14 protein-coding genes are annotated in these 18,678 nt (G+C 60.0%); 5 read left to right on the top strand and 9 right to left on the bottom strand.

From position 1 onward, the window contains the following. Nucleotides 1-9: 9 nt before the first annotated feature. The 4 genes from IAE50_RS21265 to ascF all read right to left on the bottom strand — a co-directional run bounded on the left by IAE50_RS21265 (nt 10) and on the right by ascF (nt 5,826). Nucleotides 10-1,824, bottom strand: a complete 1,815-nt coding sequence (locus IAE50_RS21265; RefSeq protein ID WP_200581205.1) for a glycoside hydrolase family 15 protein — start codon at nt 1,822-1,824, stop codon at nt 10-12. A gap of 84 nt (nt 1,825-1,908) precedes the next feature. Beyond that, the gene (locus IAE50_RS21260; protein WP_023480577.1) at nt 1,909-2,802 is read right to left on the bottom strand and encodes an SDR family oxidoreductase; all 894 of its coding nucleotides are present in this window, start codon (nt 2,800-2,802) and stop codon (nt 1,909-1,911) included. Nucleotides 2,803-2,938: 136 nt separating this feature from the next. After that, complete coding sequence (locus tag IAE50_RS21255) at nt 2,939-4,363, bottom strand: 6-phospho-beta-glucosidase (RefSeq protein WP_200581204.1); 1,425 nt, start codon at nt 4,361-4,363, stop codon at nt 2,939-2,941. Between the two features lie 20 nt (nt 4,364-4,383). Next, nucleotides 4,384-5,826 carry a PTS cellobiose/arbutin/salicin transporter subunit IIBC gene (gene ascF, locus IAE50_RS21250; RefSeq protein WP_200581203.1) on the bottom strand — a complete coding sequence of 481 codons (1,443 nt, stop codon included), beginning with the start codon at nt 5,824-5,826 and terminating at the stop codon, nt 4,384-4,386. Nucleotides 5,827-6,089: 263 nt separating this feature from the next. Between ascF and IAE50_RS21245 the strand changes: the two genes are divergently transcribed. From IAE50_RS21245 to hypF, 4 genes are all read left to right on the top strand, one after another. Then, nucleotides 6,090-7,103, top strand: coding sequence for a LacI family DNA-binding transcriptional regulator (locus IAE50_RS21245; protein WP_200581202.1), 1,014 nt, complete (start codon nt 6,090-6,092; stop codon nt 7,101-7,103). Nucleotides 7,104-7,236: 133 nt separating this feature from the next. After that, a complete protein-coding gene (hydN, locus tag IAE50_RS21240; protein ID WP_023480526.1) occupies nt 7,237-7,782 on the top strand; it encodes an electron transport protein HydN in 546 nt (181 codons plus the stop codon). 35 nt (nt 7,783-7,817) lie between these two features. Then, nucleotides 7,818-9,968 carry a formate dehydrogenase subunit alpha gene (gene fdhF, locus IAE50_RS21235; RefSeq protein WP_200581201.1) on the top strand — a complete coding sequence of 717 codons (2,151 nt, stop codon included), beginning with the start codon at nt 7,818-7,820 and terminating at the stop codon, nt 9,966-9,968. A gap of 4 nt (nt 9,969-9,972) precedes the next feature. After that, nucleotides 9,973-12,246: a carbamoyltransferase HypF gene (gene hypF / locus IAE50_RS21230; RefSeq protein ID WP_200581200.1), complete on the top strand. Its 2,274-nt coding sequence runs from the start codon at nt 9,973-9,975 to the stop codon at nt 12,244-12,246. Here the strand turns inward: hypF and norW are convergent. Next, complete coding sequence (norW, locus tag IAE50_RS21225; RefSeq protein ID WP_200581199.1) at nt 12,191-13,324, bottom strand: NADH:flavorubredoxin reductase NorW; 1,134 nt, start codon at nt 13,322-13,324, stop codon at nt 12,191-12,193. The two genes, hypF and norW, sit on opposite strands and share 56 nt — an antisense overlap. Next, complete coding sequence (norV, locus tag IAE50_RS21220) at nt 13,321-14,763, bottom strand: anaerobic nitric oxide reductase flavorubredoxin (protein ID WP_200581198.1); 1,443 nt, start codon at nt 14,761-14,763, stop codon at nt 13,321-13,323. The genes norW and norV overlap by 4 nt, the downstream gene beginning before the upstream one ends. Before the next feature lie 181 nt (nt 14,764-14,944). On the opposite strand from norV, the gene norR reads away from it, so the two are divergent. Further along, on the top strand, nt 14,945-16,459 hold the full coding sequence (gene norR, locus IAE50_RS21215; RefSeq protein ID WP_094421808.1) for a nitric oxide reductase transcriptional regulator NorR: 1,515 nt from the start codon (nt 14,945-14,947) through the stop codon (nt 16,457-16,459). Here the strand turns inward: norR and gutQ are convergent. From gutQ to gutM, 3 genes are all read right to left on the bottom strand, one after another. Then, complete coding sequence (gutQ, locus tag IAE50_RS21210) at nt 16,456-17,421, bottom strand: arabinose-5-phosphate isomerase GutQ (RefSeq protein ID WP_200581197.1); 966 nt, start codon at nt 17,419-17,421, stop codon at nt 16,456-16,458. The two genes, norR and gutQ, sit on opposite strands and share 4 nt — an antisense overlap. Continuing rightward, nucleotides 17,414-18,187 (bottom strand): DNA-binding transcriptional repressor, encoded by a 774-nt coding sequence (locus IAE50_RS21205; RefSeq protein WP_187799901.1) that lies wholly within the window; start codon nt 18,185-18,187, stop codon nt 17,414-17,416. The genes gutQ and IAE50_RS21205 overlap by 8 nt, the downstream gene beginning before the upstream one ends. 67 nt (nt 18,188-18,254) lie before the next feature. Next, a complete protein-coding gene (gene gutM, locus IAE50_RS21200) occupies nt 18,255-18,614 on the bottom strand; it encodes a transcriptional regulator GutM (RefSeq protein ID WP_200135649.1) in 360 nt (119 codons plus the stop codon). Between the last annotated feature and the right edge of the window lie 64 nt (nt 18,615-18,678).

Below are 18,678 nucleotides of genomic sequence, written 5' to 3'. Positions count from 1 at the left end.
ATCAACATCTTACGAATGCTCCGTTATCGCCTGCGCGGCGCAGATCAGCGCCAGATGGCTCAACCCCTGCGGCAGGTTGCCGCTCCATTTTCCGGTGCGCACGTCGAACATCTCGTTGAAGGTTTCGACGTTGCCTTTATCGCAGATGCACTCGAGGACCTCCTCCATCGCGGTTTTCGCGCACTCGATCTCGCCCATTGCCGCCCAGGCCTCCGCCAGCCAGAACGAACAGGCGACGAAGGTGTTCTCCTCCTCCTGCACGCCGCTGTAGCGGTAGGTCATGGCGCAGCCGTCGCCCAACTCTTCGCGGATCACACGGTAGGTGGATAACATGCGCTGCGGATTAACGCTGTTGCCATAGTGGTGCACCAGCGCCAGCGACGCGTCGAGGCGATCCTCGCTTTGCGGGTAAAAGAGGTAGGCCTGTTTGTGCTCAGACCAGCAGTGCTCCTCAACCCAGTCGCGAATGCGGTCGCGTTCGCGCTCCCAGCGGCCTACCCAGGTCGGCTCAATATGCTTCTCGCGCGCCATCTCCACCGCGCGGTCGAGCGCCAGCCAGCAGGCCATTTTGGAGTGGGTATAGTGCTGGTGCTCGGGCAGTTCCCAGATGCCGCAATCCTTTTGCCGCCAGTGATCGGCGCAGCAGTTCGCCAGCTCGCCCAGTAAACGCGACGTGCGCAGATCGAGCACATGCCCGGCGTTAACAAACAGCTGCGCCGTCGCCAGCATGTCGCCATACATACTCAGTTGCAGCTGATCGCGGGCGTTATTGCCGACGCGCACCGGGCGCGAATCTTTATAGCCCCGCAGTGGCGGATAGGTCTCGGCGGGCACCGCTTCGCCCTCCAGCGTATAGCAAGCGTGGAGGCGCACACCGTGGCGAATAATCGTTTTTGATAACCATGAGAAGGCGGCTTTGCACTCCTCCAGCGCGCCGAGAAAGGCGAAGGCTTTAATGATCAGACAGGCATCGCGCACCCAGGCATAGCGGTAGTCATAGTTTTTCTCTTTGCCGACCCCTTCAGGTATAGAAGTGGTTGCCGCTGCGGCAAGGGCACCGGTCGGTGAGTACCAGAGAAACTTCAGCGCCAGCGCCGAACGCCCGACATGATTTTCATACGCCCCGCGGTAGCTGAGGCTTTTTGACCAGTCGACCCACGCGGTGTGGCTGGTCTCGATCCGCTCATCAATCGCCGCGAGATCCGGCACCGCCAGCGGCTCCTTCTCCGTCACCAGCAGCGCCACCAGCGTGCGGCTTTCGGGCGATGTGGTAAAGGCGCCGTGGATCTGCTCATCATCAACATCGACGATCGCCACATCCTCGCTGGTACGCAGCATCGCCATCAGATCGGCGATATGGTAGACGTTGCCGTGAGCGGTTTCATTAAGCCACGGCGAGCAGGTTTCCGCCCGCGTGCCAAAGCGCAGGGAGAGCTTCATTTTCACCTCTCCCTCAATCCCTTCAACGCGCCGCGCCAGTTCGCTCCACGGCAGGCGGCCCGCCAGCGTGCTGTTAATCGATTCGGTGATTAGCACTTTGCCACTGTCGGTGGTGAAGGTGGTTTCCAGCACGTTACTGTCATCGCGATAGCGCCGCGTCACGCTGTAGGGCGCATCTGGCTCAAGCTGAAAAAAACCGCCGATATCGGGGTCGAGCAGGCGGTCAAACAGCGGGGCCGAATCAAGGTTGGGCGCGCACCACCAGTCAATCGAGCCATCCGGCGCAATCAGCGCCACGGAGCGGCCTTCGCCGATAGCCGCATAATCGCCCGCCTCGACAAAGCCATTTTCCCGCACGGGAGAGGTGTATTGCGCGTTCTTCACGGTCTGTTGTGTCCTGTTGAGAGGAGGGGAGAAACGGACGTGGCCGCCGGGCGGCGACCACGAGATGCAGGATTGTGGCAATCCTTACAATGTGCCGGTACCCCCGTCGGAGCACCATACCTGACCGGAGCTGTAGCTGCTTTCCGGCGATGCCATCGTGACGTACAGCGGCGCAATCTCAACCGGCTGGCCTGGGCGTTTCAGCGGTGCGCTGGCACCAAACTGCTGCACTTTCTCCTGCGGCTGACCGCCACTTGATTGCAGCGGTGTCCAGTAAGGACCCGGTGCAACGGCATTGACGCGAATCCCTTTCTCGCCCAGCTGCTGCGCCAGGGATTTGGTAAAGGCGACAATCGAGGCTTTGGTCTGCGCGTAATCAAGCAGGATCGGGCTTGGCTGGTAGGCCTGCACCGAAGAGGTGTTGATGATGCTCGCGCCTTCCGGCAGGTGTTTCACCGCCGCTTTAGTGATCCAGAACATCGCGTAGACGTTGGTCTTAAAGGTGGCGTCGAAATCTTCCGTCGACAGGGTGAGGATCGATTCGTTGAACTGCTGGCGACCGGCGTTGTTAACCAGAATATCCAGCCCGCCAAGGCCTTTAACGGCTTCCTCTACCAGCTGCTGGCAGAAGGCTTCGGAGCGGATATCGCCCGGAATGGCAATCGCTTTGCGGCCTTCTGCTTCAATCAGTTTGATCACTTCTGCCGCATCGGACTCCTCTTCCGGCAGATAGTTAATCGCCACGTCGGCCCCTTCACGGGCATAGGCGATGGCGACAGCGCGACCAATACCAGAGTCACCCCCGGTGATCAGCGCTTTACGTCCGGTCAAACGGCCAGAACCGCGATAGCTGGTTTCGCCATGATCCGGTACCGGGATCATCTTGCTGGCAAGGCCAGGCGGCGTTTGCGGTTGCTCGGCAAAAGGAGGGGTCGGGTAGTGCGGCGCTAAAGGTCGTTTAGTGTTTTGCTCTGCCATGCTTGCTCCTTAAACGTTATGTAGACACGTGTTTAAGCCTGGCATAGATGTGAGCGTTGTCACGTTACGGGCAGGAAAACCAGGAATATGTGAAATAAAACGGCAGCGAAAAGCGGGGTTTTCGCTGCCGTCAGGATCAGTCGAGATCCGCGCCGTTGCTGGCGATCACCTTCTTATACCACCAGAAGGATTTCTTGCGGCTGCGCGCCAGCGTGCCGTTGCCCTGGTCGTCGCGATCGACATAGACAAAGCCGTAGCGTTTGCTCATCTCACCGGTGGAGGCCGCCACCAGATCGATGCAGCCCCAGCTGGTGTAACCCATCACCGGAATACCATCTTCAATCGCATCGCCCATCGCGCGGATATGCTCGCGCAGGTAGCTGATGCGGTAATCGTCATGGATCTCGCCGTTAGCATCGACCTCATCCTTCGCCCCCAGCCCGTTCTCCACCAAAAAGAGCGGCTTCTGATAGCGGTCATACATCATGTTCATAGTGATGCGAAGGCCAAGCGGATCGATACCCCAGCCCCATTCGCTCACCTCAACATGCGGGTTGCGCAGGGATTTGACGATATTCGCCGCGCTGGTGTTGGCGGCATTCATCTCTGCCGAGGCGCAGCGCGAGGCGTAGTAGCTAAAGGAGACAAAATCGACGGTGTTTTTCAGGATGTCGTCATCGCCTGCTTCTTTAACAATCTGCACCCCTTTTTCGCGGAATACGCGGGCGGAGTAGGCCGGGTAGCTGCCGCGCGCCTGCACATCGATAAAGAAGAGGTTTTCGCGATCCTTCTCCAGCGCCGTCCAGACATCGGCCGGTTTGCAGGAGTAGGGGTAGAAGTTACCGCCCGCCAGCATGCAGCCGACCTGGTTTTGCGGGTTCACCTCATGGGCGATTTTGGTCGCCAGCGCGCTGGCAATCAGCTCATGGTGCGCGGCCTGGTACTTCACCTGATCCTGGTTTTCGCCCTCTTCGAACACCAGCCCGGCACCGGAGAAGGGGCTGTGCAGCATAATGTTGATTTCGTTGAAGGTAAGCCAGTACTTCACCAGACCGTCGAAGGCTTCAAAACAGGTACGGGCATAGCGGGTGAAAAACTCCACCATTTTGCGGTTGCGCCAGGATCCATACTCCGTCACCAGGTGCATCGGCACATCGAAGTGGCACAGCGTCACCAGCGGTTCGATATTGTACTTTTTACACTCGGCAAACACCGCGCGATAGAAGGCGATCCCCTCTTCATTCGGCGTTAATTCGTCGCCTTTCGGGTAGAGACGGCTCCAGGCAATCGAGGTGCGGAACACCGTAAAGCCCATCTCCGCCATCAGCGCGATATCCTCTTTGTAGCGATGGTAAAAATCGATCGCCTCATGGCTGGGATAATACTCATCGTCGCGCAGGGCAAAGCGCTTCTCCTGCCCCAGTTTCACCGCCAGACGGTTCGCGCCGTGCGGGATCATATCGACGGTGGTCAGCCCCTTGCCGCCCTCCAGATATCCCCCTTCCGACTGGTTGGCGGCCAGTGCGCCGCCCCATAAAAATCCTTGCGGAAAAACAGCCATGCGTTACCTCGCTCTATTAATCAGGCTTGTGCTTCTTTTACCGTTACCGGCTGCGCCATCGGTGCGTTTTTCTCCGCTTCGACCGGAATATCCTCAAAGCCGAGCAGCAGCGTCAGCACAAACGACAGCACTACCGCCAGCGCCATCACGCCAAACACCCAGACAATGGTCATCGGGTTTGCCGGATCGAAGAACTGCACGCTGGTAAATAACCCCGGTGCCGCCATGGAGTGGCTGGCAAGCCCGGCGATTCCGGCGACCGCGCCGCAGATAAAGCCGCTGATGAGGCTGGCGATCAGCGGGCGTTTCAGGCGAACCGCCACGCCGTAGAGCGCCGGTTCGGAGATGCCGGCGAGGATCGCCGAGGCCGCCGCCGCCATCGCCGTCTGGCGCAGCTCCGGGTTTTTCGTTTTCCATGCCACCGCCAGCGACGAGCCGCCAAGGGAGAGGTTCGCGCCGATTTCCGACGGCATCACCATCCCCTCTTTGCCCGTCTCGGCAATGGTCTGAATGATAGTGGGTGTGAAGACGCGGTGCATACCGGTCATTACCAGCAGCGGCCACAGCGCGCCCATAATGGCAACGGAGAGCCAGCCGAGATAGCCGTGAATGGTGTAAACCAGCGCGGAGATGGCGCTACCGATCCAGATGCCGAGCGGGCCAATCAGCACAATCGCCAGCGGCGCGGCAATCAATACAATCAGCATTGGCTTGAGGAAGTTTTTCGTCACTGCCGGGGTGATGCGATCGACCCAGCGCTCAATGTAGGAGAGGCACCAGGTCATCACCAGCGCCGGGATCACCGTGTAGGTATATTTCACCGCGGTCACCGGGATCAGCGCAAACTCGACGTGCTCGCCCTGTGCCGCTTTCGCCATCAGCTCAATAAAGCTCGGGTGCACCAGCACACCGGCAATGGCGATCGCCAGCGACATATTGGTTTTGAATTTTACCGCCGCCGAGGCAGCCACCATCAGCGGCAGGAAGAAGAAGGCCCCGTCGCCAATCACCGTCAGGATGGTCAGGGTGGAGGAGCCTTTGGGCAGCGCGCCGGACATCTCCAGCACCATTGCCAGTAGTTTGACCATCGACCCGCCGATAATTGCCGGGATCAGTGGCGACATGGTGCCAATCAGCGCATCGAGAATGCCCGCGCCGATGCGGCGCAAGGTGAGTTTTTGTTTGGTCTGCGTCTCAACGGGCTGCATATCCTGCGGCAGCAGGCTGACCACTTCACGAAACGCCTGCGCAACCGTATTACCGATAATGACCTGGCACTGATTGTCGTTGCGTACCACGCCCATCACGCCGCTGATGCTTTTCAGCGTCGCGCTGTCGATGCGCGTTTCATCTTTCACCACGAAGCGCAGGCGCGTCATGCAGTGCGTTACGGCGGCAATGTTATCGACACCGCCCAGCGCATCTACCACCGAGTGGGCAAGCGCCGCATAGTTCTTAGCCATTGTTTTTTATCCTGTTTAATCAATAGGGTAATGACTTATCGCACGCCCAGGCGGCGATGAAACATGAAATAGGTAACCGGTTCCACAAAATCATGATGAGTTTGTGTGAGTGAAACAAGACCTAAAAATAACCACTTTTCCAAAGCGTGATGGAGATCACCGGATAACCACAAGCGCGCGCTTTTCGCAGGATGGTTATCTGTTCCAATACGCGTCGTGGCTGAAGTACACTTCGCCACAGGACATTTGCAGGAGCAGGACAGATGGCGACAATGCAGGAGGTGGCGAAGCGGGCAGGGGTGTCGAAAGCCACGGTTTCACGCGTGTTGACGGGCAAAGGCTATGTCAGTGAAGAGACAAAAACCCGCGTCTTTCAGGCAATTAGCGAGAGCGGCTACCGGCCAAACTTGCTGGCGCGCAGCCTTGCCAGCAGCACCACCCAGACGCTGGGATTGGTGGTCACTAACACCCTTTACCACGGCGTCTACTTCAGCGAACTGCTCTCTCACGCGGCGCGCATGACCGAAGACAGAGGGCGTCAACTGCTGCTGGCGGATGGTAAACACAGCGCCGAAGAGGAGCGTCAGGCGATTCAGTATCTGCTCGATCTGCGCTGCGACGCCGTCATCATCTACCCCCGTTTTCTCAGCGTCGACGAGCTGGATGCGATTATCGACAGCCACCCTCAGCCGATTGTGGTGCTCAACCGTCGCCTGCGCAAAAACCTCAGCCACTGCGTCTTTTGCGATCAGCACGCCGCCAGCCAGCAGGCGGTCTCAGCGCTGATTGCGCGCGGCCATCGCGATATTGCGCTGATCACCGGCTCGCTCGATTCACCCACCGGCATTGAGCGTTTATCCGGTTACAAAGACGCGCTGCAACAGCAGGGTATTGCGGTGCGTAACGAATTGATTGTCGAAGGGAAATGGACACCGCAAAGCGGAGCAAGCGGCGTGCGTGAACTGCTGGATCGCAAAGTCTCTTTCAGTGCGCTGGTGGCGAGCAACGACGATATGGCGGTGGGGGCTATCAAACAGCTGCATGACAGCGGCATTGCCATACCCGGCCAGGTCTCCGTAGTGGGGTTTGATGATATCGCCATGGCTCCCTTCACCGTACCGGCCCTCTCCAGCGTCAAAATCCCGGTTACCGGGATGATCAAAGAGACCATCAACCGCCTGATCTTTATGCTCGATGGCGGTGACTTTACCCTGCAATCCACCTTTCCCGGCGAGTTGATCCTGCGCGACTCCATCACCAGCGGCCCCGGCGCCTGAGGTGTCAGCCGTCATCGACACTTCTGTCGATGACAGCGCTGCGCTTTTACTAACATCATTAAATTCAGCCACTTAAAAAGTGGCACGCTTTATGAATACTTCAGCGGGACAAGGCTCTTAGCTGGAGAAAATGATGAACCGATTTATTATGGCCGACGCCGCAAAATGCATTGGCTGCCGCACGTGTGAGGTGGCCTGCGTGGTCTCCCATCAGGCGGATCGCGACTGCGCGGCGCTCACCCCGGAAACCTTCCTGCCGCGTATTCACGTGGTGAAAGGCGTCAATGTGTCGACGGCGACCATGTGTCGTCAGTGCGAAGACGCGCCCTGCGCCAACGTCTGCCCGAACGGCGCCATCCGCCGCGACGAAGGTTTTGTGCATGTGATGCAGGAGCGCTGCATCGGCTGCAAAACCTGCGTGGTGGCCTGCCCCTATGGCGCGATGGAGGTGGTCGTGCGTCCGGTTATTCGCCACAGCGGCGCGGGCCTCAACGTGCGGGCAGAAAAAGCCGAAGCCAACAAGTGCGATCTCTGCCACCACAGCGAGAGCGGCCCGGCCTGCATTCAGGCCTGCCCGACCAAGGCGCTGGTCTGCATCGATCGTAATGTGCTGGAGCAGATGAGCGCGGATAAACGGCGTCGCGCCGCGCTCGACAGCTCGCTCTCCATTACCTTCTAACCCCTTTACTTTCACTTTTAACAGGTCTGTTACTGATGAAGAAGATCACAAGTGTTTGCCCATACTGCGGCGCGGGCTGCAAACTGAAACTGGTTGTTGATGACGGAAAAATCATCCGCGCGGAAGCCGCCGACGGCCATACCAACCAGAATGAACTCTGCCTGAAAGGCTACTACGGCTGGGATTTCCTTAACGACACCAAGCTGCTCACCCCGCGCCTGACGCAACCGATGATCCGCTATCAGAAAGGGGGCAAGCTCACCCCGGTCAGCTGGGATGAAGCGATCCGCTACACCGCAAAACGCCTTAGCGAAATCAAAGCCCAGTTCGGCCCGCGCGCCATTATGACCACTGGTTCATCACGCGGGACGGGGAATGAAACTAACTATGTGATGCAGAAATTCGCCCGCGGCGTGCTCAACACTAATAACGTCGACTGCTGCGCCCGCGTCTGCCACGGCCCCTCTGTTGCCGGGTTGCAGGAGACCCTCGGCAACGGCGCGATGAGCAACTCCATCAGCGATATTGAAAACTCCCGCTGCCTGCTGATTTTTGGCTACAACTGCGCCGATTCACACCCGATCGTGGCGCGAAGAGTGATTAAAGCGCGGCAAAATGGTGCGAAAATTATCGTCTGCGATCCGCGTCGGATCGAGACCGCGCGCATCGCCGACCAGCATCTGCAACTGAAAAACGGCTGCAATATGGCACTGGTCAACGCCTTCGGTTATGTGCTGCTTGAGGAGGAGCTGTATGACAAAGATTATGTCGCCAGCTTTACTACCGGGCTGGATGCCTACCGGGAAACGGTGAAAGAGTTCGCCCCGGAAGCGGTGGAACACCTTACCGGCGTGCCGGCGAAACAGGTACGCCAGGCGATGCGCACCTTTGCCGCCGCGCCCTCCGCCACCATTATGTGGGGCATGGGCGTGACGCAGTTTGGTCAGGCGGTCGATGTGGTGAAAGGGTTATCGAGCCTTGCGCTGCTCACCGGCAACCTCGGCCGCGAGCATGTCGGCGTCGGCCCGGTGCGTGGTCAGAACAATGTGCAGGGCGCGTGCGATATGGGCGTCATCCCGAACCAGTTCCCCGGTTATCAGGATGTGGTTGACCCGCAGGTGCGGGCTAAATTCGCCGCTGCCTGGGGGATCGATCCGGCGGTAATGGATGATCAGGTGGGCGTGCGCATTACCGAAGTGCCGCACCTGGCGCTGGAGGGCAAAGTGAAAGCCTACTACATCATGGGCGAGGATCCGCTCCAGACCGAAGCGGACCTGGGCCTGGTGCGCAAAGGCTTTGAGGCTCTCGACTTTATCGTGGTGCAGGACATCTTTATGACCAAAACCGCCGAGCAGGCGGACGTGCTGCTGCCCGCCACCTCGTGGGGTGAACATGGCGGCGTCTTTACCTGCGCTGACCGCGGTTTCCAGCGCTTCGAAAAAGCGATTGAGCCGACCTATAACGTCAAACGTGACTGGGAGATTATCAGCCTGATCGCCACCGAGATGGGCTACCCGATGCACTACGACAACAATCAGCAGATTTGGGATGAACTGCGCGAACTCTGCCCGCTCTTTTACGGCGTCACCTACGAGAAGATGGGCGATATGGGCCATGTTCAGTGGCCCTGCCCGACGCTCGATCATCCCGGCACGCCTTATCTTTACCACGACAACAAGTTTGATACGCCGGATGGCAAAGGCCACCTTTTCGCCGCACCGTGGCGTGCGCCCGCCGAACGCCCGGACAGCGAATTCCCGCTGGTGCTCTGTACCGTGCGCGAAGTGGGGCACTACTCCTGCCGTTCAATGACCGGCAACTGCGCGGCGCTGCAAACCCTCGCCGATGAGCCGGGCTTTGTGCAGATCAACCCGCTGGATGCCGATGCGCTGGGGATCCGCGACCATCAACTGGTGTGGGTAGAGTCGCGCCGCGGGAAAGTCATCACCCGCGCGGATGTCAGCGAGCGCATCAACCAGGGCAGCGTCTATATGACTTACCAGTGGTGGATCGGTGCCTGTAACGAGCTGACGCAGGATAATCTCGACCCGATATCGAAAACGCCGGAGACCAAATATTGCGCGGTACGGGTGAGTGCGATCAACGATCAGCCCTGGGCCGAAGCGTACACTCAGCGCACCTATCAACAGATGAAGACGCGCCTGCGCGATGCGGCGCTGCAATGATGATATGAGCCAAAGCCCTGGGGTTTGCTTACGCGTTTATGGAAAAGTGCAGGGGGTGGGCTTCCGCCCCTTTGTCTGGCAGCTGGCGCAGCAGCTGGCGCTGAACGGCGATGTCTGTAATGACGCGCAGGGGGTAGAGATACGCCTCGTTGGCAATGCGCAGGCTTTTCTCTCCCTGCTGCACCAGCGCTGCCCGCCGCTGGCGCGCATCGATCGCGTTGAGCAGCACCCCTTTTACTGGCCTGTTTTACCGCAGGCCTTCACCATCCGCGACAGCGCGGGCGGGGCAATGGATACGCAGATTGTCCCCGATGCCGCAACCTGTCCTGATTGCCTGGCGGAGATGTTCAACCCCGCCGGGCGCCGCTACCGCTACCCCTTTATCAACTGCACCCACTGCGGACCGCGTTTTACCATCATTCACGCCATGCCCTATGACCGCCCGTTAACGGTTATGGCGGCGTTTCCCCTCTGCCCGGAGTGCGAAGCGGAGTATTGCAATCCGCTGGACAGGCGTTTTCATGCCCAGCCGGTGGCCTGTGCTGAATGCGGGCCGCAACTGAGCTGGCATGATGCGAGCTACCGGGCAGCAGGCGAAGAGGCGTTGCAGATGGCGGTGGCGCTGATCAAAAGCGGCGGCGTGGTGGCGGTGAAAGGCATCGGCGGCTTCCATCTGGTCTGCGATGCGGGCAACGAGGCCGCCGTGCGCTACCTGCGCGCGCGAAAACAGCGCCCGAGCAAGCCGCTGGCGGTAATGCTGGCGTCAAGCGACGGGCTCTCCCCTGAAGCGCAGCGCCTGCTGGCCACGCCTGCGGCACCGATTGTGCTGGTGGAGAGCGCAAGCGTCAGCGGCCTCTGTGAGGCCATTGCGCCTGGGCTTGATGAGACTGGTGTGATGCTGCCTTCAAACCCGGTGCAGCATCTGCTGGCGCAGGCGTTGCAGCGCCCGCTGGTGATGACCTCCGGCAACCTCAGCGGCAAACCGCCCGCGCTTACCAACGCTGCCGCGCAGGCCGAGCTGGCGTCGATAGTCGACGGTTTCCTGGTGCATAATCGCGAGATTGTGCAGCGTATGGATGACTCCGTGGTGCGGGCGAGCGGCGAGATGCTGCGGCGCGCCAGAGGCTATGTGCCCGATGCGCTGCCGCTGCCGCCGGGCTTTCGTGATATTCCGCCGCTGCTCTGCCTCGGCGCGCAGATGAAAAACACCTTCTGCCTGCTGCGCGGCGAGAGCGCCGTGCCGGGGCAGCATTTCGGCGATTTAACCGATGAGGGCGTCGAGGCGCAGTGGCAAAACGCCCTGCGCCTGATGCAGCAGATCTACGATTTCACGCCGCAGCAGGTGGTGGTGGACGCGCACCCGGCCTACCGCACTCGCGCATGGGCGGATCGCGCCGGGTTGCCGGTTCATACCGTGCTGCATCACCACGCCCACGCCGCCGCCTGTCTTGGCGAGCATGGCTGGCCGCTCGACGGCGGGGATGTGATTGCTATAACCCTGGATGGGATCGGTATGGGCGAGGGCGGTGCGCTGTGGGGCGGGGAGTGTTTGCGGGTCAACTACCGCGACTGCGAGCACCTCGGTGGCCTGCCGGCGGTGGCGCTGCCGGGGGGCGATCTCGCCGCGCGTCAGCCGTGGCGCAACTTGCTGGCACAGATGCTGGCTTTTGTTGAGAGGTGGCAGGATTACCCGGAAACGGCGCTTATCCAACAGCAGAACTGGCCGGTGCTGGAGCGAGCAATCGCGCGCGGCATCAACGCACCGCTGGCCTCATCCTGCGGGCGGCTTTTTGACGCGGTGGCCTGCGCGCTCGGTTGTGCACCAGAGCAGCTTAGCTATGAAGGGGAGGCCGCCTGCCAGCTGGAAGCGCTGGCGGCAAAGGCGGAAAACCTCGAGCACCCGGTGAAGATGCCGCTTCTCGGGAGCCGGCTCGATCTGGCGACCTTCTGGCAGACGTGGCTGGGCTGGCAGGCGGCACCGCCCGCACGGGCGTGGGCGTTTCACGATGCGCTGGCGTGCGGCTTTGCCCGGCTTGCGCGCGAGCAGGCCCGCAAACACGGCATTACAACGCTGGTTTTCAGCGGCGGCGTGCTGCATAACCGCCTGCTGAAAGCCCGCTTACAGCACTACCTGGCCGATTTCACGCTGCTCTTTCCCCACCAGCTTCCGGCCGGGGATGGCGGCATCGCCTTCGGCCAGGGGCTGGTGGCGGCCGCGCGGGCTATTGCCCCAGCGCCTTCAGCAGCGCAAAGGCCTCTTTCATGCGATCTTCACTGACCACAAACGCGCGCAGCTTGTCGGAGTCGTCGATCCCTTTTGCCACCATGCCTGCGGCATCGGTAGCGATGTGCCAGCGCAGGTCGGCGCGCGAGGTTTCACTTGCCAGATGCAGCGGCATCAGCGGCGTTTTCACCTTCACCAGCATCGGCGGCAGCGTCAGTTGCGTCGGGCTGCCGGTCAGGTTTTTCGCCAGCGTCATGGCGCTGAGCTGAATGGGTTGCAGGAAGGGCAGCACCTGACCATTAATTTCGGCGCAGTCGCCCAGCGCGAAGATATGCGGCTGGCTGGTTTGCAGCGTGGCGTCGACGACAATTCCGCGGCGGGTCTGCAGCCCGGCGGCCTGCGCCAGCGCGGTGTGTGGCACCAGGCCGGTGGCGGCAACCACCACATCGGCATCGACACTGCGCTCATCATCCAGCCGCGCCCGCACGCCGCTCTCCTGCGCCTCAAGCTGCGCCAGTCTGGATGCGAGCAGCAGGCGCACACCGCTTGCCGTCAGGCAGTGTTGCAGGCGAGCACTCACCTCCGGCGGCATCAGTGCCGGAAGGATGCTGGCGGCGTTATCCAGCAGGGTGACGGTTTTGCCCGCGCGCTGAAGATCCATCGCTAACTCACAGCCAATCAGCCCGGCACCGACAATCAGCACCCGCTTCGCCGCGCGCAGTTGCTCTTCGCAGGTGTGATACTCCTGCAAACTGTTAAATGTCAGCATCATTTCACGCCCCGGCAGCGGCGGCACAAAGGCTTTCGCCCCGGTCGCCAGCACTAACTTATCGTACGGCCAGCTTCTGTCGGCACTTTTCACCACCTGCGCGTGGGGATCGATGGCGGTGACAAAGGTGTAGGGGAAAAGGCGCACGTTGAACTGCTCGGCGAAGTCGCCCGCCGTCTGGCGGATCAGATCTTCGGCGCGCTGCGCCTGGCTTATCACATGGCTCAGCTCCGGTTTGCTGTACTCTTCCATACTGTCGGCGGCAATCAGCGTCAGCGGCACCTGGCTGTCCAGCTTGCGGATATTTTTCACCAGCGTGCGGGCGGCGAAGCCCGAGCCGATAATCACAATCCCGGCGCTCATTTTGCCTCCACTGCCAGTTCGTCAAACACCTCTTTACCCAGCGAACACTCCGGGCAGAGGAAGGAGCCCGGCACCTCAGACCACGGCGTACCCGGCGCGACATCCTGCATCGGCTCGCCTGTTTGCGGGTCATAAATCCACTGGCAGACGCTGCATTGCATACGCGGGCCGAGATCGGCAGTTGATTCTGCGCAGCCGCAGGCAGCTTGCACGGCGGGCTGGCTGAGCGGCTCCGGCAGCGGGGCGAGCGCCCACTGGCGGGCAATGTCGCACCCGTGCTGGCGGCAGATCTCCAGCGCATCGACATCGGGTCGCCATTTCGCTTTCAGGCTGAGGGACATCTCAAACCCGGCATCCTGCAAACGTGTCGAGAGGCGATCAACCGCGCCGCCGCTCCAGCCGTGGGAGCCGAAAGCGCTGGCGCGCTTATTACGAAAACGCAGGCCGGTAATCTCTTCGACCAGCCCGGCAATCTTCGGCATCATCACGTTGTTCATCGTCGATGTGCCGACCAGCACCCCTTTGGAGCGGAAAACATTGGTGAGCACGTCGTTTTTATCGCTGCGCGCGACGTTGAAGATTTTCACCGCCACGCGCGGATCGACTTCGGTAATTCCCTGGGCGATGGCGTCGGCCATCATGCGGGTGTTGTTTGACATGGTGTCGTAGAAAATGGTGATGCGATCTTCCTGATAATCCGCCGCCCATTTCAGGTACAACTCAACGATCTGCGTCGGGTTATCGCGCCACACTACGCCGTGGGAGGTGGCAATCATCTCTACCGGCAGGTTAAAGCCGAGGATCTCGGTAATTTTCGGCGTCACCAGTCGGCTGAAGGGGGTGAGGATATTGGCGTAGTAGCGCTGGCACTGCTCAAACAGCTCGGCCTGATCCACCTCATCATTGAACAGATGCTCGTCGCAGTAGTGCTGGCCGAAGGCGTCATTGCTGAACAGCACCGCGTCGCCGGTCAGGTAGGTCATCATGCTGTCGGGCCAGTGCAGCATTGGCGTTTCGACGAAGATCAGCTGTTTGCCGTTGCCGATATCCAGCGTATCGCCGGTTTTCACCACATGGAAATTCCATTCAGGGTGGTGATGGTGGCCGTTAATCGAGTCGATAGCGTTATGGGTACAGTAGATTGGTGTATCGGGGATATGCGACATCAGCTCCGTCAGCGCGCCCGCGTGATCCTCTTCGGCGTGGTTAATGACGATGTAGTCGATCATCGCCAGATCGATCTCGCCGCGCAGGTTCTGCACGAACTCGCGGCTGAATTTGTGATCGACGGTATCAATCAGCACGTTTTTGCCCTCGCGGATCAGGTAGCTGTTATAGCTGCTGCCCTTCAGGGTTTTGTATTCGGTGCCGTGAAAATCACGAACTTCCCAGTCGCGTTGTCCAACCCAGTGAATGTTGTTTTTTACATGAATCGCCATGATCGTAATCCTGTGCAGTTTCTCAATGTGATACATGGCTATATCAAGAGGCGTGCCAGCTTTTTATCATTTTGATATTGATATATTTTTTAAAATCCATTCAAAATCATAATGTCATTATGACTATGATAAATAGAGTCAATATGACAATATGTATTGTCAAAATGACAGTGGGGTCAGAATGAGTTTTTCACTGAATGTGCTGGCGGGTATCGCCATTGAGCTGCAAAGCGGGATCGGTCACGCGGATCGTTTCCAGCGGCTGATTACCACCCTGCGCCAGGTGCTGGCGTGCGATGCCTCGGCGCTGCTGCGCTACGAGGCGCGGCAGTTTATTCCGCTGGCGATCGACGGCCTGGCGCAGGATGTGCTCGGGCGGCGCTTTACCCTTGAAGGCCACCCGCGGCTGGAAGCGATTGCCCGCGCTGGCGATGTGGTGCGCTTTCCCGCCGACAGCGATCTGCCCGATCCCTACGATGGCCTGATCCCCGGCCAGGAGAAACTCAAAGTGCACGCCTGCGTCGGCCTGCCGCTGTTTGCCGGGCAAAACCTGATTGGCGCGCTGACTCTCGACGGCATGTCGCCGGATCAGTTTGACGCCTTCAGCGATGAGGAGCTGCGGCTGGTTGCCGCGCTGGCGGCAGGCGCGCTTAATAACGCATTGCTGATTGAGGAGCTGGAGCGGCAGAACATGCTGCCCGGTGCGCCCGCGGCGTTTGAGCAGGTCGCGCGCAGCGAGATGATCGGCCTGTCGCCGGGGATGGTGCAGCTGAAAAAAGAGATCGCCATCGTTGCGCCTTCGGATCTCAACGTGCTGATTGGCGGCGAAACCGGCACCGGTAAAGAGCTGGTGGCGAAGGCAATCCATGAAGCCTCGCCACGCGCCGACAAACCGCTGGTCTACCTCAACTGTGCCGCGCTGCCGGAGAGCGTTGCCGAGAGCGAACTCTTCGGTCATGTGAAAGGGGCCTTTACCGGAGCCATCAGCAACCGCAGCGGCAAGTTCGAAATGGCCGATAACGGCACGCTGTTTCTCGATGAGATTGGCGAGCTTTCGCTGGCGCTACAGGCGAAGCTGCTGCGCGTGTTGCAATATGGCGATATTCAGCGCGTCGGCGATGACCGCAGCCAGCGTGTTGATGTGCGGGTGCTGGCTGCTACCAACCGCGATCTGCGTGAAGAGGTGGTTGCCGGACGGTTTCGCGCCGACCTCTATCACCGCCTGAGCGTCTTTCCGTTACAGGTGCCGCCGCTGCGCGAGCGGGGCGAGGATGTGGTGCTGCTGGCGGGCTATTTTTGCGAGCAGTGCCGCCTGCGTTTTGGTCTCGGGCGCGTGGCGCTAAGCCCCGCTGCGCGCGGGCATTTGCAGCGTTACGGCTGGCCGGGAAACGTGCGCGAGCTGGAGCATGCCATCCACCGGGCGGTGGTGCTGGCGCGCGGCACCCAGCATGCCGGGGATATCGTGCTGGAAGCGCATCACTTTGCCCTGAGCGATGAGCCTGCACCGCCGGCAAAGCCGGTAAGCGTGCCGTTAAGCGGGCAAAACCTGCGCGAAGCGACGGAGGCGTTCCAGCGCACACTTATCTCTCGCGCGCTTGAGGAGAGTGGCGGCAAGTGGGCCGCCTGCGCCAGAGCGCTGGAGATGGACGTCGCCAACCTGCACCGGCTGGCGAAGCGTCTTGGGCTGAAGGACTAGAGAATTCCAGCCTGGTAAAAGTCCTGCAGGTTGATGGCACCAACCAGTTCACCTGCATCATCTACCACCGGCGCGGCGGCGATTTTGCGCTGCATCAGGCGCTCTTTGGCATCCACTGCGCGGCTGCTGGCGTCAAGGGTAATGCCGCCCGGCGTCATCGCCTCGCTGACCGCCGCGGTTAAGGCACCGCCCGCCACCAGCCAGCGGCGCAGGTCGCCATCCGTAAACACCCCGTGCACGTGATGCCCGGCGTCGCAGACCGCCACCAGGCCCAGCCCGGTGCGGCTTAGCTCCAGCATCGCGTCCATCACGCTGCTGGTCAGCATCACCTGCGGCACCTGATCTGCTTTGCGCATCAGATGATGCACTTTGTTCAGCAGCCGTGCGCCCAGCGCGCCCGCCGGATGCGAGCGGGCAAAATCCTCTTCGTCAAAGCCGCGCGCCTGCATGACTGCAATTGCCAGCGCATCGCCCATCATCAGTGTGTTGACGGTGCTGGAAGTGGGGGCGAGATGCATCGGGCAGGCTTCGCGCTCAACGGCAATATCAAGCACCGCGTGGGCAGCGAGCGCCAGCGGCGAGCGCGATTTACCGGTCATCGCCAGCAGCGTGACGGCTTTCTCGTCAAGACGCGGCAGGATCAGATCCAGCTCTTTTGCCGAGCCGGAGTAGGAGATAAACAGCATCACGTCGCGGCTCTCGATCATGCCGAGATCGCCGTGCAGCGCCTCTGCCGGGTGGACAAAAAAGGCCGGGGTGCCGGTGCTGGCGAAAGTAGCGGCAATCTTCTTGCCGATATGCCCGGATTTACCGATCCCGGAGACAATCACTTTGCCCTGGCAGTTCAGCACTGTTTCAGCGGCGCGAACGAAATCGTCGCCAAGGCGCTCCGGCAGGCGGCTTGCTTCCTGTAGCTCCAGCAGCAGAGCCTGGCGGGCGGCGTTAATAAAAGCGTCACGCATTTTCTTCTCCGGCAATAATCACATCGATTCCTTTCTCTTCCAGCGCGGCGCGAACGTCCGGCGGGATCCCGGCGTCGGTAATCAGTTTATCGACGCTCTCAAGGCTACAGACAATATTGGGGCTTTTACGGCCAAACTTGGAGGAGTCCGCCATCAGGATCACCTCGCGGGCGGCGTTGCACATCGCTTTGCTGACGGTGAAGACCTCATTAAAGGTAGTCACCCCGGCGTTAAGATCGATGCCGTCGGTGCCCATAAACAGCTTGTCGAAGCTGAACTGTTCAAAGGCGTTCTCCGCCAACTGGCCGTGGAAAGAGGCAGATTTTTTACGGAATGTGCCGCCGGGCATCAGGATGGTCTGTTCGTTATCCAGCTCCGAGAGGGCGTTGACGATATGCAGGCTGTTGGTCATCACGGTGATGTTATTGAAGTGGCTGAGCAGCGGCACCATTTGCAGCACCGTGCTGCCCGCGTCGAGGATGATCGAGTCGCCGTCGTGGATGTAGCCAACGGCTGCTTCGGCAATCAGACCCTTTTGCACGGTGTTGATCAACGTTTTGTGATCGATGGGCGGATCGGCCTCGTCTTTATTGAGCACCACCCCGCCGTAGGTGCGGATCACCGCGCCGGACTGCTCCAGCACGACCAGATCTTTGCGGATGGTTGTGCCGGTGGTATCAAAGTGGTGTGCCAGCTCTTCAACAGAACACTTTCCCTGCTTCTGAAGATGCTCAAGAATTGCCGCCTGACGCTGACGTGGTTTCATAGGCGAAGATATCCTGCGTTACGTTGCGAAATGATAATTTCGCAAGCTATTAGCGTTCACAACGAAATTATCCATGTTTCATTTTAAGCGCCAATGATAGAGCATTCTGACAGCCCGGATCATGGGGAAAGATCACATCGGGCTCTAATTCCTCTCTTTTTACGCCGATTAAGCGCTCGATTTTGCTCGGACGGGCAAAAACCGTCAGGCCGCGCATCAGCAACGTGTCGCTGACGCGATCGTGTTGATCGAAGGCCACCGCCAGCACTACGCGCGGTTTGAAGCGCCCGCCCGAGCGACCAACGCCAACGCGCCCGCGCTGGCAGAGCGCGTCGAAAGCTTTGTTGAACTGGCGGATTTGCCAGCCGCCAAGCGCCAGCTGGCTGAGCCAGGCGATAATGGCGAGAGTGATAAGGGATGAAACCATCGGTGTCTCCTTTATAAATCGCTGAACCCGTAGGCCTGATAAGCGCAGCGCCATCAGGCGTTGG

Source organism: Kosakonia sp. S42 (assembly GCF_016624785.1).
Taxonomy (GTDB): Bacteria; Pseudomonadota; Gammaproteobacteria; order Enterobacterales; family Enterobacteriaceae; genus Kosakonia; species Kosakonia cowanii.
Note: the sequence above shows the minus strand (reverse complement) of the source record. Positions and strands in the feature narration are given on the sequence as shown.

Coding starts and splice junctions, on each gene's coding strand:
- norW (WP_200581199.1), bottom strand. CDS start 13,324: ATGAGCGCCGGGATTGTGATTATCGGCTCGGGCTTCGCCGCCCGCACG.
- hypF (WP_200581200.1), top strand. CDS start 9,973: ATGAGCCAAAGCCCTGGGGTTTGCTTACGCGTTTATGGAAAAGTGCAG.
- ascF (WP_200581203.1), bottom strand. CDS start 5,826: ATGGCTAAGAACTATGCGGCGCTTGCCCACTCGGTGGTAGATGCGCTG.
- gutQ (WP_200581197.1), bottom strand. CDS start 17,421: ATGCGTGACGCTTTTATTAACGCCGCCCGCCAGGCTCTGCTGCTGGAG.
- IAE50_RS21245 (WP_200581202.1), top strand. CDS start 6,090: ATGGCGACAATGCAGGAGGTGGCGAAGCGGGCAGGGGTGTCGAAAGCC.
- gutM (WP_200135649.1), bottom strand. CDS start 18,614: ATGGTTTCATCCCTTATCACTCTCGCCATTATCGCCTGGCTCAGCCAG.
- fdhF (WP_200581201.1), top strand. CDS start 7,818: ATGAAGAAGATCACAAGTGTTTGCCCATACTGCGGCGCGGGCTGCAAA.
- norV (WP_200581198.1), bottom strand. CDS start 14,763: ATGGCGATTCATGTAAAAAACAACATTCACTGGGTTGGACAACGCGAC.
- IAE50_RS21205 (WP_187799901.1), bottom strand. CDS start 18,187: ATGAAACCACGTCAGCGTCAGGCGGCAATTCTTGAGCATCTTCAGAAG.
- IAE50_RS21255 (WP_200581204.1), bottom strand. CDS start 4,363: ATGGCTGTTTTTCCGCAAGGATTTTTATGGGGCGGCGCACTGGCCGCC.
- norR (WP_094421808.1), top strand. CDS start 14,945: ATGAGTTTTTCACTGAATGTGCTGGCGGGTATCGCCATTGAGCTGCAA.
- hydN (WP_023480526.1), top strand. CDS start 7,237: ATGAACCGATTTATTATGGCCGACGCCGCAAAATGCATTGGCTGCCGC.
- IAE50_RS21260 (WP_023480577.1), bottom strand. CDS start 2,802: ATGGCAGAGCAAAACACTAAACGACCTTTAGCGCCGCACTACCCGACC.